Raw genomic sequence first — 14,584 nt, 5'->3', positions numbered from 1 at the left:
GCCCGGGGACGTGGTCGCCGGGCGCTCTTCGCTGATGTGGTGGTTGCTGGGCAACCTGACCGGCCGGCCTGGTGCGGGGCTGCGCTTGAATGGGTGGCTCAGTGGTCGTTGGCTCAAGCGTCGCGAGGTGAACGGGTGGGCGTGCCGGTACAGGGGGCAGCACCGGGTGTGGCGTCGCGGCACCAGTCGCGGTTGCTGACGCTGCTGCGCGACGAGGGTCCGCTGTCCCGGGTGGAGCTGGGGGAGCGGCTGGAGCTGCCCAGGGCGCGGCTGGCCACCGAGTTGGGTCGGCTGGCCGAGGTGCGGCTGGTGGAGTCCGGCGGGCCGGCGGCCAGTCGGGGCGGGCGGCGCTCCACGCTGGTGGAACTCGCCACCGACCTGCGGTTCCTCGCCGTCGACGTGGGCGCTACCTCGATCGGGGTGGCGGTGACCGACGCGCGCTGCGAGGTGCTCGCCCACCAGTCCCAGGAGTGCGACGTGCGCCAGGGGCCCACCACCGTGCTGGACCGGGTCGCCGCCCTGGCCGAGCAGGTCATGGCCGAGGTGCCGGGCCGGCTGGTGGCCGCCGGGGTGGGGCTGCCCGGGCCGGTGAGCTTCCGCGAGGGGATGCCGGTGGCGCCGCCGATCATGCCGGGCTGGGACCGGTTCCCGGTGCGCGACCGGCTGGCCGGGCGGTGGGGCTGCCCGGTCGCGGTGGACAACGACGTGAACGTGATGGCCCTGGGCGAGCGGCACGCCGGCGTGGCCCGCTCCCTGGACGACCTGGTGTTCGTCAAGGTCGGCACCGGCATCGGCTGCGGCATCCTGCTCGGCGGGCGGGTGTACCGGGGGGTGGCCGGCACGGCCGGGGACATCGGCCACATCCGGCTCGACGACTACGGCCCGGCGTGCGCCTGCGGTGAGGTCGGCTGCCTGGAGGCCTACTTCGGTGGCGCCGCCCTGGCCAGGGACGCGCTCACGCTGGCCCGCAGTGGCCGCTCGGCGCACCTGGCCGAGGTGCTGGCCCGCCAGGGCACGCTGACCGCCCGGGACGTGGGCGTGGCCGCGGCCTCGGGTGACTTCGCCTCGATCAACCTGGTGCGGGAGGGCGGCCGGCGGCTGGGCCACGTGGTGGCCTCGCTGGTCAGCTTCATCAACCCCGGCATGGTGGTGATCGGCGGCGGGGTGGCGCTGCTCGGCCACCAGCTGCTCGCCGAGGTGCGCAGCTCGGTCTACCGCCGGTCCATGCCGCTGGCCACCGGCAACCTGCCGATCGTGCTGTCCGAGCTGGGGGACCTGGCCGGGGTGGTGGGCGCGTCCTGGCTGGCCACCGAGCACGCCTTCGCGGTGCACCGCGGCTGAGCCCGCCCCCGGACCGCGCCGCCCCACCCCGGGCTTGGCCTGAGCCACCGGCCTGAACCACTGGGCTGAACCACTGGGCTGAGCTGAACCGGCCTCGACCCGTTCCGCACCTTTCGCATCGCCCTGAACCCGTGCCGGCGTCCGCCGGCTCGGGGGAGTCCGGCTGGGCGCGGTTCGGCCTTCAGTTGCTCGCGCTGCGTACTCGGGCCGCTACTTTCGCGTGAAATGAGCCGACTTTTGATCAGTTCAGGCGAAAGTGTGTTCCACTTTGATACGACAAACGGTGGATTGCGCCCGAAGTAGCGGTTGGGCACGGTTCTGTGTGAGTTGAACCACGCAGGTTCGATCGCTTCCCCAACGAAGTGGAGCAGCAGTGGCGAACACGCGAGCACGCCCGGCCGACGCCGCCGGGCCGCGCCGCGCCAACCTCGCGCTGCTGCTGCGCACCCTCCAGCACCACGGCCCGGCGTCCCGGGCCCGGCTCGCCGTGCTCGCCGGGCTGAGCAAGGCCACGGTGTCGCAGCTGGTCGCCGACCTGGTGGCGCGCCGGCTGGTGCGCCTGGGCGGCGCCGCCGCCGGTGGCGCGGGCCGGCCGGGACAGCTGGTGGAACTCCGCCCGGCCGCGGTGTGCGGGATCGGGCTGGACATCGCCGCCGACCACCTCGGCGCGGTGGCCCTGGACCTGACCGGCGCGGTGGTCGCCCGCCGGTGGCTGGCCCGCGACGTGCCCGCGCTCGCACCCGACCGGGCCCTGGACGAACTGGCCGCCGTGGCCGAGGCGACCGCGGCCGAGGTGGCCGGGGCGGGCGGCTGGGTCGCCGGCCTCACCGTGGCCACCCCCGGACTGGTCGATGTGGACAGCGGCGTGGTGCGGCTGGCCGCCACCCTGCGCTGGCGCGAGGTGGCCGTGGCCGACGCCCTGGCCGCGCGCACCGGCGTCGGCCTGGACCGGATCGCCGTGGACAACGACGCCAACCTCGGCGCGCTGGCCGAACACGCCCGCGCCGGGCAGTCGCCCGACCACCGGCCGGCCGCGCCGGACCGGCCGGAGACGTCCACAGTGGACGACCTGCTCTACCTGAGCGGCGGGGTCGGCGTGGGTGGCGGCCTGGTCGCCAACGGCGAGCTGGTGCGTGGCGCCTTCGGCTTCGCCGGCGAGGTCGGGCACATGTCGCTGGACCCGATGGGCCCCTACTGCTCCTGCGGTCGGCGCGGCTGCTGGGAGACGCAGGTCGGGGTGCGCGCACTGGTGCACGCCGCGGCCATGCCCGACGACCCGATCCGCGACCCGCTGCTGGGCGTGGAGCAGCGGCTGGAGGTGATCCGCTCCCGGGTCAGGGCCGGTGACCGGCGCACCGTGGCGGCACTCCAGCAGATCGGCTCGGCGCTGGGCGCGGGCGTGGCCATCCTGGTCAACGCGCTCAACCCGGCCCAGGTCGTGCTCGGCGGCTACTTCGCGGCGCTGCACGACTGGCTGGTGGAGCCGGTGCGCATCGAGATGGCGAGCAGGGTGCTGGCCCCGGAGGCGGCGAGCACCCCGGTGGTGGCCGCGCGGTTCGGCTTCGACGCGGCCCGGCGCGGTGGGGCGTACGCGGCGCTGCGGCGGGTGGTCGACGACCCCACCCTCGCCCCGGTTTCGGCAGAGCAGGCAACGGAGGCACCGGCATGAGCGGCCAGGCGACAGACCAACCACCGGCGGGCGAACCGTCCACACCGGACGGTACCGGCCCGGACGGGGCCGGTGAGGTGCTGCTCACCATGACCGACATCGTGAAGACCTTCCCCGGGGTGCGCGCCCTGGGCGGGGTCAACCTGGAGGTGCGCGCCGGCGAGGTGCACTGCCTGCTCGGCCAGAACGGCGCGGGCAAGTCCACCCTGATCAAGGTGCTGGCCGGGGCGCACCAGCCCGACTCAGGGCAGATCCGCTGGCGCGGCGAGCCGGTGGTGCTGTCCTCGCCGGTGGCCGCGCTGCGCCTGGGCGTGGCCACCATGTACCAGGAACTGGACCTGGTACCCGGGCTGTCCGTCACCGACAACGTGTTCCTCGGCCACGAGCGCGCCCGCTACGGCTTCACCCGGCGGCGCGCCGCCCGCGCCGAGGCCGCCGCGCTGCTGGCCCGGCTGGGCCACCCGGAGATCCACCCCGACCAGACGGTGGGCGAGCTGTCCGCGGCCGGCCAGCAACTGGTGTCCATGGCCAGGGCGCTGGCGCACAACGCCCGGCTGCTCATCATGGACGAGCCCACCGCGGCGCTGGCCGCCGACGAGGTGGACAACCTGTTCCGCATCGTCGGCGAGCTGACCTCGGCCGGGGTCGCCGTGGTCTACATCTCCCACCGGATGGAGGAGATCCGCCGCATCGGCCACCGGGTCAGCGTGCTCAAGGACGGCCGGACCGTGGCGCGCGACCTGGACGCGCGCACCACGCCCACCGCGGACCTGGTCGCGCTGATGTCCGGCCGGCGCCTGGACGCGGTGTTCCCCGAGCGCGCCGCCGCGCCCGCACCGGAACCGGCCGCGACCGGGCAGCCCGCGCTGCTCACCGTCGAACACCTCAGCCGGGCCGGCGAGTTCACCGACGTCAGCTTCACCGTGCGGGCCGGCGAGATCCTCGGCATCGCCGGGCTGGTCGGCGCCGGCCGCAGCGAACTGCTGGAGACCGTGTTCGGCGCGCGCCGGCCGGATGCCGGGCGGGTGCTGGTGGACGGCGTGCCGCTGCGCGCCGGCAGCGTGCCCTCGGCCGTGGCCGCCGGCATCGGGCTGTGCCCGGAGGAGCGCAAGAGCCAGGCGCTGCTGCTGGAGATGTCCGTGGCGCACAACGTGACCCTGGCCAGCCTGCCCGCCTACAGCCGGTTCGGGTTCACCGACCGCGACCGGGAGACCCGCGACGCGCTGGACCGGCTGACCGAACTGGACCTGCGCCCGGCCGACCCGGCACGGGCGGTGCGCACGCTCTCCGGCGGCAACCAGCAGAAGGCCGTGGTGGCCCGGTGGCTGGTGCGCGGCTGCCGGGTGCTGCTGCTCGACGAACCCACCCGGGGCGTGGACGTGGGCGCCCGCGCCGAGCTGTACCGGGTGGTCCACGAACTCGCCGCCGCCGGCGTGGCCCTGGTGGTGGTGTCCAGTGAGGTTCCCGAGGTGCTCGGCCTGGCCGACCGGGTGCTGGTGCTGCGCGAGGGACGCGTGGTGCACCAGGCGCCGGCGGCGGAGCTGACCGAGGCCGACGTGCTCGACATGGTGATGGAAGGAAGTGCGGCGTGACCGAGAAACCCCCGGCGCCGGTTCTTGGCCAGGACGCACCGGCCACCGACCCCGCCGTGCCGGCGGATGCGCCCGGCCCGGCCACCCCGCGCGCGGGCGGCGCCCGCCGCGCCTGGGACGTGCGGCTGCTGGGCCTGCTCGGCGTGCTGGTGCTGCTGTGCGCGGTCGGCTACGCCACCCGCCCGGACGCCTTCCTGACCGAGGGCAACATCTCCACGATCCTGCGGCTGGCCGCGGCCATCGGCGTGGTCAGCGTCGGCATGACGTTCGTGGTCCTGACCGCCGGCATCGACCTGTCGGTCGGGTCGGTGGTGGCGCTGGCCAGCGTGTGGATGACCACGGTGGCCACCCAGTCCTACGGCCCGGTCGTGATGGTGCTGTGCGCGCTGCTGGTCGGCCTGGGCGCCGGCCTGGTCAACGGGGTGCTGATCAGCTACGGCCGGGTGGTCCCGTTCATCACCACCCTGGCCATGCTGGCCTCCGCGCGCGGCCTGGCCGAGCGGATCAGCGGCCGGCGCACCCAGGTGGTCGAGTCGCCCGAGTTCGGCGCGTTCTTCCGCGGCTCGCTGCTCGGCGTGCCCGTGCTGGTGTGGCTGTTCGCCCTGGTGTTCGCGGTGGGCTGGGTGCTGCTCAACCGCACCACGTTCGGCCGGCGCACGCTGGCCGTCGGCGGCAACGCCGAGGCCGCCCGGCTGGCCGGCATCAACGTGCGCCGGCACATCGCCCTGGTCTACGCGCTGTGCGGGCTGTGCTGCGGCATCGCCGCGATCATGGTGGTGGCCAGGACCAACTCGGGTGCCTCCACCAACGGCCTGTCCTACGAGCTGGACGCGATCGCCGCGGTGGTCATCGGCGGCACCGCCCTGGCCGGCGGCCGGGGCACCCTGCTGGGCACCCTGGTCGGGGTGCTGATCTTCACCGTGCTGGGCAACGTGTTCACGCTCAACAACCTGGACACCGACATCCAGAACATCGCCAAGGGCCTGGTCATCGTCGTCGCGGTGCTGTTGCAGCACCGCACCCTGCGCGGCCGGCGCGCCGCGGCCACCACCTGACATCCTCTGTCCACTGGGGACAGTCCTGTTCGTACTGGGAGAGCACATGTCCGCACAGCCATCACCGGGGTCGTTCCTGGCCCGCCGCGGCTTCCTGCTGGCCGGTGGCGCGGTCGGCGCCGGCGCCCTGCTGGCCAGCTGCACCTCCAACGCCCGCACCGAGCCCACCCAGCAGGCGCTGGCCAGCGGGCAGGGGGACAACGCCGCGCCGGGCAAGCAGGTCACCATCGGCTTCTCCGCGCCCGCCGCCGACCACGGCTGGATGGCGGCGATGACCAAGAACGCGCGGGCGCAGGCCGAGCGGTTCAGCGACGTGACCCTCAACGCCACCGAGGGCAGCAACGACGTCAACCAGCAGATCGCCCAGGTGGAGACGCTGATCAACGCCAAGGTGGACGCGCTGGTGGTGCTGCCCTTCGACGGCAAGGCGCTCACCCAGGTCGGCCAGCAGGCCACCGACGCGGGCATCCCCGTGGTCAACGTGGACCGCGTGTTCGACACGCCGCTGGCCTACCGGGTGTGGATCGGCGGCGACAACTACCGGATGGGCGTCAACGCGGGCAACTTCGTGGCCGCCGAACTCAAGCGGCGCGGCGTGAGCAACCCGGTGATCGGCGAGGTGGCCGGCATCGACGCGCTGCCGCTGACCCAGGAGCGCAGCTCCGGCTTCCGCGACGCGCTGGCCCGGCACGGGTTCTCGGTGGGACCCCGGGTGTCCGCCCAGTTCACCCCGGAGAGCGGGGAGCAGCAGACCGCCAACCTGCTGCAGTCGGCCAGCAAGCTGGACGCGCTGTGGAACCACGACGACGACCAGGGCATCGGCGTGCTCGCCGCGATCGAGAGCGCCGGCCGCAAGGAGTTCTTCATGGTCGGCGGCGCGGGTTCGCGCAACATGATGAACCTGATCCAGGCGGACAGCGGCCCGGTCAAGGCGACCGTGCTCTACAACCCGTCGATGGCCGCCTCCGCCGTGGCGCTGGCCCGGCTGCTGGGCCAGGCCAAGGGCCTGGGCGACCTGGCCGAGCACGAGATCCCGGCCAGCATCACCACCTACTCGGCCGTGGTCACCAAGGAGAACGTGGCGCAGTACCTGGACGTCGGGTTCGACTCCTGACCCGCACCCCCCCCCGGGTGCGCGCGATCCACAAGCGGGAACAAGACGAGGAGAAACGCATGGCAGGCGGCGACGGTATCGGCGTGGGCATGGTGGGGCACGCGTTCATGGGCGCGGTGCACTCCCAGGCCTGGCGCAACGTGCACCGCTTCTTCGACGTGCCCCTGGTGCCCCGGCTGGCCGTGCTGGGCGGGCGCGACCCGGACCGGACCAAGGCGGCGGCGGACCGGCTCGGCTGGGCCGCCACCGAAACGGACTGGCGTCGCCTGGTGGAGCGCGACGACGTGGGGCTGGTGGACGTGTGCACGCCGGGCGACAGCCACGCCGAGATCGCCATCGCCGCCCTGGCCGCGGGCAAGCACGTGCTGTGTGAGAAACCACTGGCCAACACGGTGGCCGAGGCCGAGGCCATGGTCGAGGCCGCGCAGCGGGCCGCCCGGCACGGGGTGCGCGCGATGGTCGCGTTCAACTACCGCCGGGTGCCCGCGCTGGCCCTGGCCCGCCAGCTGGTCGAGCAGGGCCGGCTCGGCGACATCCGCCACGTGCGCGCGGTCTACCTGCAGGACTGGCTGTCCGACCCGGCCGCGCCGATGACCTGGCGGCTGCGCCGCGAGTCGGCCGGCTCCGGCGCGCTGGGCGACCTGGGCGCGCACATCGTGGACGCGGCCCAGTTCGTCACCGGCCAGACGGTGACCGGGGTGTCCGCGCTGACCGAGACCTTCGTCCGGCAGCGGCCCCTGGCCGGCAGCGACCAGACCGACGAGGTCACCGTGGACGACTGCGCGCTGTTCCTGGCGCGCTTCTCCGGCGGCGCGGTGGGCAGCTTCGAGGCGACCCGCTACGCGTTGGGGCGCAAGAACGCGATGCGCCTTGAGGTCAACGGCTCGGCCGGCAGCCTCGCGTTCGACTTCGAGTCCATGAACGAGCTGTCCTTCTACGACCACGCCGACGGCGCCGACGCCGGGTTCCGCCGCATCCTGGTCACCGAGCCGCAGCACCCGTACCTGGGCGCGTGGTGGCCGCCGGGGCACCTGCTCGGCTACGAGCACACCTTCACCCACGAGGCCGCCGACTTCCTGACCGCCATCGGCACCGGCACCGACCCGCACCCCGGCTTCGCCGAGGGGCTGCGCGTGCAGCGGGTGCTGCACGCGGTGCAGACCAGCGCCGAATCCGGCGGGAACTGGCAGTCCACCGACGCCGGCTGAGCGCCGGCCCGCCGGGACGACCAACCACAGTGGACGGTTGAGCCCGGCGACCCGAGGCCACCACTGGTGGCGCTGCCCGGTTCGGTGGCCGCCGAGCCGAGCAGCGCTACCCCCAACGGAAAGGAGATCGACCTCTATCCCGGTGGGTCCCCAACCACCTGCCGCCGAACCGCGGTCGACCGATCGGCGCGCAGACCGGTAAGAGCGAGGAGAAAGCTACCAGTGCGAAGCGGAACACAGACGAGCGGACAGGACCGGGCAGGAGGCGGGCGCCCCCGCCGATCCCGGGTGGGCACGGCGGCCGTGGCGCTGCTGACCGGACTGGGCACGGCCCTCGGCATGGCCGTCCCGGCCAGCGCCGACACCGACGACCACGGGCCGGGCCAGCGCAAGGCCAGCGTGCTGGTCTTCAGCAAGACCGCCGGATACCGGCACGACTCCATCCCGGCGGGCATCGCCGCCATCCAACGGCTGGGCCGGGACAACGGTTTCAAGGTCACCGCGACCGAGGACACCCGGCAGTTCACCGACACCAACCTGGCCAAGTACGACGCCGTGGTGTGGCTGTCCACCACCGGCGACGTGCTCAACGCCAGGCAGCAGGCCGCGTTCGAGCGCTACATCGCGGCCGGCGGCGGCTACGCCGGCGTGCACGCCGCCTCCGACACCGAGTACGACTGGCCCTGGTACGGCAAGCTGGTCGGCGCCTACTTCAAGTCGCACCCCGCGGTGCAACAGGCCACGGTGGACGTGGAGGACCACGACCACCCGTCCACCGCCACCCTGCCGGACCGGTGGACCCGCACCGACGAGTGGTACAACTACCGGGAGAACCCGCGCTCGGCCGTGCACGTGCTGGCCAGCCTCGACGAGTCCAGCTACCAGCCGGGCGACGGCGCCATGGGCGACCACCCCATCTCCTGGTGCCAGCAGGTCTCCGGGGGCCGCTCCTGGTACACCGGCGGCGGCCACACCAGGGAATCCTTCAGCGATCCGCAGTTCCTGGCCCACCTGCTCGGCGGCATCCGCTACGCCGCCGGACTGGTCGAGGCCGACTGCACCCCCACCCCCGACACCACGCCCCCGGTCGACACCGACTTCGACCAGATCACCCTGGCGCAGGGCGCGGAACGCACCGGTGAGCCGATCGCGCTGAGCGTGCTGCCCGACCGGCGGGTGCTGCACACCTCCCGGGACGGCCGGGTCTGGCTGACCACACCGGACGCCACCACCACGCTGGCCGCGCAGATCCCGGTGTACAACCACGACGAGGACGGCCTGCAGGGCATCGCCGTCGACCCCGACTTCGCCACCAACCGCTGGGTCTACCTGTTCTACGCGCCACCGCTGTCCACCCCGGCCGGGGACGCGCCCAACGACGGCACCGCCGCCGACTTCGCGCCGTTCGACGGCGTCAACCGGCTGTCCCGGTTCCGCTTCACCGACACCGGCACGCTGGACCTGGCCAGCGAGCAGACCATCCTGGAGATCCCGGCGACCCGGGGCATCTGCTGCCACGTGGGCGGGGAGATCGACTTCGACGCCCAGGGCAACCTGCTGCTGTCCACAGGGGACGACAGCAATCCGTTCGCCTCGGACGGCTACACCCCGATCGACGAGCGGCCCACCCGCAACCCCGCCTACGACGCGCAGCGCACCTCGGCCAACACCAACGACCTGCGCGGCAAACTGCTGCGGATCAAGGTGAACGAGGACGGCGGCTACTCCATCCCCGAGGGCAACCTGTTCCCGCCCGGCACGGACAAGACCCGGCCGGAGATCTACGCGATGGGGTTCCGCAACCCGTTCCGGTTCGCCGTGGACAAGCAGACCGGCTGGATCTACCTGGGTGACTACGGACCGGACGCTGGCTCGGCCAACCCGGACCGCGGCCCGGCGGGCACCGTGGAGTTCAACCTGGTCAAAGGCCCGGGCAACTACGGCTGGCCGTACTGCGTCGGCGACAACCAGCCCTACCACGACCACGACTTCGCCACCGGCACCTCGGGTGCGGCCTTCGACTGCGCCGCGCCCAAGAACACCAGCCCGAACAACACCGGCCTGACCGACCTGCCGCCGGTGCAGCCGGCCTGGATCCCCTACGACGGCGGGTCCGTGCCGGAGTTCGGCACCGGCGGTGAGTCCCCGATGGGCGGCCCGGTCTACCGGTTCGACCCGAACCTCAACTCGCCCACCAAGTTCCCGAAGTACTTCGACGGCAAGAACTTCGCCTACGAGTGGGACCGGGGGTGGATCAAGGAGATCAGCGTCGGCCAGGACGGCGCGGTCGAGAAGATCCAGCCGTTCTTCGACTCGATGAAGCTGACCAGGCCGATGAACATCGAGTTCGGGCCGGAGGGATCGCTGTACGTGCTGGACTACGGCAGCGGCTACTTCGGTGGCGCGGCCGACTCGGCGCTGTACCGCATCGACTACACCGGCGGCAACCGCACCCCCAGCGCGGTGGTCTCCGCCGACCGCACCTCCGGGCCGGCGCCGCTGACCGTGCGGTTCGACCCGAGTGGCACCAGCGACCCGGACACCGACACCGGGGACCTGCGCTACGCCTGGGACTTCACCGGCGACGGCACCACCGACTCCACCGAGGCCGGCCCGGTCAGCTTCACCTACGAACAGGTCGGCGAGTACACCGCGCGGCTGTCGGTGACCGACGCGGACGGCCTGACCGGCGTGGCCAGCGTCAAGGTGGTGGTGGGCAACACCGCGCCCACCGTGCGCCTGGACACCCCGCCGGCCGGCGGCTTCTTCGGGTTCGGCGACAAGGTGCCGTTCACGGTGACCGTCACCGACCCCGAGGACGGCCAGATCGACTGCGCCAAGGTGGTGGTGGAGTACATCCTCGGCCACGACAACCACGGCCACCCGCTCAGTCGGGCCACCGGCTGCCAGGGCGTGATCGACACGCCCGCCGACGAGGGCCACGGGCTGGACGCCAACATCTTCGCGGTCATCAACGCCAGCTACACCGACGGCGGCGCCGAGGGCGCGCCGGCACTGACCGGCTCGGCCCAGAACATCCTGCAGCCCAAGGAGAAGCAGGCCGAGTTCTTCGCCAAGGCCCAGGGCGTGGACGTGATCAGCGAGGCCGGCGCGCACGGCGGCAAGAAGGCGGGCAACATCGACCCCGGCGACTGGATCACCGTTGACCCGGCCAACCTGTCCGGGGTGGACGGCATCGGCTACCGGGTGTCCTCGGCCGGCCCCGGCGGTGCCATCGAGGTGCACGCGGGAGCGGTGGACGGCCCGCTGGTGCAGACCGTGACCGTGCCCAACACCGGCGGCTGGGCCAACTACGTGGACCTGCCGGCCACTCCGGTCACCGACCCGGGTGGCAGCGGCCCGCTGTACTTCGTGTTCACCGGCACCGGCACCAGCCTGTTCGACGTGGACGCGATCACGGTCAGCGGCAGCGGCGTGGCCAGTCCGGCCGAATGCCGGCCGGCACAGCCGGAAACCGGTTACCAGGCCCTGTTCGACGGCACCGCAGCGAGCCTGGACGCCTGGCGCCAGTCCGGGCCGGGGCGCTTCGACCTCACCACCGACTGCGAGATCCGCTCGGTCGGCGGCATGGGGTTGTTCCGCACCACCCAGGAGTTCCACGCCTACAGCCTGAAACTGGACTGGCGGCTGGCCGGCGACGACAACTCCGGGGTGTTCGTGGGATTCCCGGAACCCGGTGACGACCCGTGGGTCGCGGTCAACCAGGGCTACGAGATCCAGATCGACGCCACCGACGCCGCCGACCGCACCACCGGTTCCATCTACGGGTTCCAGGGCGCCGACCAGGCGGCCAGGGACGCGGCGCTGCGCCCGCCGGGGGAGTGGAACACCTACGAGATCGTGGTGTCCGGCCAGAACATCAAGGTCTACCTCAACGACACCCTCATCAACGACTTCACCAACACCGACCCCAACCGGGACCTGACCCAGGGTTTCGTCGGCATCCAGAACCACGGTGACGACGACGACGTCTCGTTCCGCAACATCCGGATCAAGGAGTTGCCCCAGCAGTAGTCAACGCGCGAGGGGTGGGCGCCGCCACACGCGGGCGGCGCCCACCCCGAGGGCAGCACCGGCGAGGAGGAGAACGTGGCGGCACATCAGCAGCCAGACCGTCCACACGCGACAGAATCGGCGGCGGCGCCCACCGGCCTGTGGCTGGTCGGAGCCAGGGGATCGGTGGCGACCACGGCCGTGGTCGGCCTGCTCGCGCTGCGCGCCGGGCTGGTCGACCCGATCGGCTGCGTCACCGAGCGGCCGCCACTGACCGACATCGACCTGCCCGCCTGGGACCAGCTGGTGATCGGCGGCCACGACATCGTGGACACCCCACCGGCCAAGCGCGCCGAACAGCTGGCCGGCGCCGGCGTGCTCCCGCCCGCGCTGCTCGGCGCGGTCAGCGACGGCCTGGCCGAGGTGGAGGCGCAGCTGCGGCCCGGCTACCACCCGGCCAGCCACGCCGGCGCGCAGCGCGCCGCCGCCGACCGGCTCGCCGCCGACATCACCGAGTTCCGCGCCCGCCACGGGCTGCGCCGCGTGGTCGTGGTCAACGTGGCCTCCACCGAACCGCCCCTGCCCCGGCTGCCCGAACACGCCGACCTGGCCGCGCTGGAGGCGGCCTTGGCCGACCCGGCCAGGACCGTGCTGCCGGCCAGTGCGGTGGCCGCCTACGCGGCACTGCGGGCCGGCTGCCCCTACGTCAACTTCACCCCGTCCACCGGCATCGCCCTGCCCGCCCTGGCCAGCCTGGCCGAGCAGGTCGGCCTGCCCTACGCCGGCTCCGACGGCAAGACCGGCGAGACCCTGCTGCGCAGCGTGCTCGCCCCGATGTTCGCCGAGCGCGCGCTGCGGGTGCGCTCCTGGGCCGGCACCAACCTGCTCGGCGGCGGTGACGGCGCCACCCTCGCCGATCCGGGCCACGCCAGCAGCAAGCTGGAGTCCAAGGCGCGCGGGCTGGCCGCGCTGCTCGGCTCGGACGTGCGCGCGCCACTGCACATCGACAACGTGCCCGACCTCGGCGAGGTGAAGACCGCCTGGGACCACGTGTCGTTCGAGGGGTTCCTGGGCGCGCGGATGAGCCTGCAGCTGACCTGGACCGGCTACGACTCGGCGCTGGCCGCCCCGCTGGTGCTGGACCTGGCCCGGCTGGTGGCCGCGGCGCACGCGGCCGGGCAGCGCGGCCCGCTCGGCGCGCTGGCGTTCTTCTTCAAGGACCCGCTGGGCAGCACCGAGCACCGCTTCGCCGAGCAGGTCCGCGCCCTGGCGGCGTGGGCGTGCGAGCTGGGCGGGCGGCGGTGAGCGGGACCGTGCGGGCGCTGGCGCAACTGGTGCGGGCCCCGGCCGCGCTGACCGTGCTCGGCGACACCGTGGCGGGCGCGGCCGCGGCGGGTCGACCGCTGCGCGGCCGGCGCCTGGCCCTGCCGCTGGCGTCGGTGGCCCTGTACTGGTCGGGCATGGCCCTCAACGACTGGGCCGACCGGGCCGTGGACGCGGTGGAGCGGCCCGAGCGGCCCATCCCGTCCGGCCGGATCTCGGCGAACGGCGCGCTGGCCGTGGCCGTCGCGCTGACCGCGACCGGGCTGGGCCTGGCCGCGGTGGGTGGCGGCCGGGACGCCCTGGGCGTGGCCGTGCCGCTGGCCGGCGCGGTGTGGGCCTACGACACGCTGCTCAAGCCGAGCGCGGCCGGCCCGGTCGGCATGGCCACCTGCCGGGCGCTGGACGTGCTGCTGGGCGCGGGTCTGCGGGCCGGCCCCCGGGCACTGGCCCCGGCCGCGGTCATCGCCGGGCACACCCTGGGCGTGACCGCGCTGTCCCGCGGCGAGGTGCACGGCGCCAGACCGAGCACGGCGCTGGGCGCGCTCACCGGCACCGCCGCGGCCACGCTGGCCGCGGTGACCGGGGTGGCGCGCTCCCGGTGGCACCGGGCGGCGGCGGCCGCGGGCGCGGCGGTGTACGCGGCCACGGTGGGCCGGGCACAGCTGGACGCGGCGCGCCGACCGGACGGCCCGACCGCGCGCGCCGCGACCGGCGCCGGCATCCACGGCATGGTCCCGCTGCAGGCCGCCCTGGCCGCCCGACGCGGCTCGATCACCGGCGCGCTGGCCGTGGTCACCGCGCTGCCCCTGGCCCGTCGACTCAGCAGGAAGGTGAGCCCGACGTGAACCCGCTGACAGCGTCCCACCGGGGGCGTCCCCGAACCGGGCGAGACCGGGTGCGGTGTGCTGACCGGGCGCTCGCGCGCCCCGCGGCGCGGCTGGTGGTGCTGGTCACCGACCCCAGCGCAGCCCCCCACCCTCCCGGGGGGCGAGCCCCGCTCCAGCCTACCGACGCACCCCCCGCAACCGGGCCGCACAGCCGCTGCCTGTGGACAACCCGGGTACCTGTGGACAACTCCACGCCCGATCGGGTGATCTGCCGCGATCGACCGCGATGCTGTGCTAGCCGGCCACCCGCGACCACACCGCCCCACCGGCACCGACCGGCCGAGGCGCCCCACCGGCCGGTCACCTCGACCCGCCGGCCGCGGCCGCCCCGGCGATCGCCGCACCCACCCGAGGCAGCGGCGGCAGCCACACCCAACACGG

Annotated in this window: 9 protein-coding genes; all 9 read left to right on the top strand. The window is 73.8% G+C overall.

What is annotated here, in order from left to right:
• The first annotated feature begins 141 nt into the window (after nucleotides 1-141).
• The 9 genes from LX83_RS26105 to LX83_RS26065 all read left to right on the top strand — a co-directional run bounded on the left by LX83_RS26105 (nucleotide 142) and on the right by LX83_RS26065 (nucleotide 14,161).
• Entirely contained in the window at nucleotides 142-1,341 is a 1,200-nt protein-coding gene (locus LX83_RS26105) for an ROK family transcriptional regulator (RefSeq protein WP_407649675.1), read from the top strand.
• Nucleotides 1,342-1,714: 373 nt separating this feature from the next.
• The gene (locus LX83_RS26100; RefSeq protein WP_253775970.1) at nucleotides 1,715-3,010 is read left to right on the top strand and encodes an ROK family transcriptional regulator; all 1,296 of its coding nucleotides are present in this window, start codon (nucleotides 1,715-1,717) and stop codon (nucleotides 3,008-3,010) included.
• A gap of 89 nt (nucleotides 3,011-3,099) precedes the next feature.
• Nucleotides 3,100-4,602, top strand: coding sequence for a sugar ABC transporter ATP-binding protein (locus tag LX83_RS26095; protein WP_253776252.1), 1,503 nt, complete (start codon nucleotides 3,100-3,102; stop codon nucleotides 4,600-4,602).
• Between the two features lie 56 nt (nucleotides 4,603-4,658).
• The gene (locus LX83_RS26090) at nucleotides 4,659-5,657 is read left to right on the top strand and encodes an ABC transporter permease (protein WP_253776250.1); all 999 of its coding nucleotides are present in this window, start codon (nucleotides 4,659-4,661) and stop codon (nucleotides 5,655-5,657) included.
• Nucleotides 5,658-5,703: 46 nt separating this feature from the next.
• The gene (locus LX83_RS26085; RefSeq protein WP_253775968.1) at nucleotides 5,704-6,771 is read left to right on the top strand and encodes a substrate-binding domain-containing protein; all 1,068 of its coding nucleotides are present in this window, start codon (nucleotides 5,704-5,706) and stop codon (nucleotides 6,769-6,771) included.
• Between the two features lie 59 nt (nucleotides 6,772-6,830).
• A complete protein-coding gene (locus LX83_RS26080) occupies nucleotides 6,831-7,979 on the top strand; it encodes a Gfo/Idh/MocA family protein (RefSeq protein WP_253775966.1) in 1,149 nt (382 codons plus the stop codon).
• 339 nt (nucleotides 7,980-8,318) lie between these two features.
• Entirely contained in the window at nucleotides 8,319-12,014 is a 3,696-nt protein-coding gene (locus LX83_RS26075; protein ID WP_253776248.1) for a ThuA domain-containing protein, read from the top strand.
• 138 nt (nucleotides 12,015-12,152) lie between these two features.
• A complete protein-coding gene (locus tag LX83_RS26070; protein ID WP_253776246.1) occupies nucleotides 12,153-13,298 on the top strand; it encodes an inositol-3-phosphate synthase in 1,146 nt (381 codons plus the stop codon).
• Nucleotides 13,299-13,306: 8 nt separating this feature from the next.
• Nucleotides 13,307-14,161: an SCO3242 family prenyltransferase gene (locus tag LX83_RS26065; RefSeq protein ID WP_253776244.1), complete on the top strand. Its 855-nt coding sequence runs from the start codon at nucleotides 13,307-13,309 to the stop codon at nucleotides 14,159-14,161.
• The last annotated feature ends 423 nt before the right edge of the window (nucleotides 14,162-14,584 follow it).

This window comes from Goodfellowiella coeruleoviolacea (assembly GCF_024171785.1).
GTDB classification, from domain to species: Bacteria; Actinomycetota; Actinomycetes; order Mycobacteriales; family Pseudonocardiaceae; genus Goodfellowiella; species Goodfellowiella coeruleoviolacea.
The sequence above is the reverse complement of the archived record's forward strand: the minus strand, read 5'-3'. Positions and strand labels throughout refer to the sequence as shown.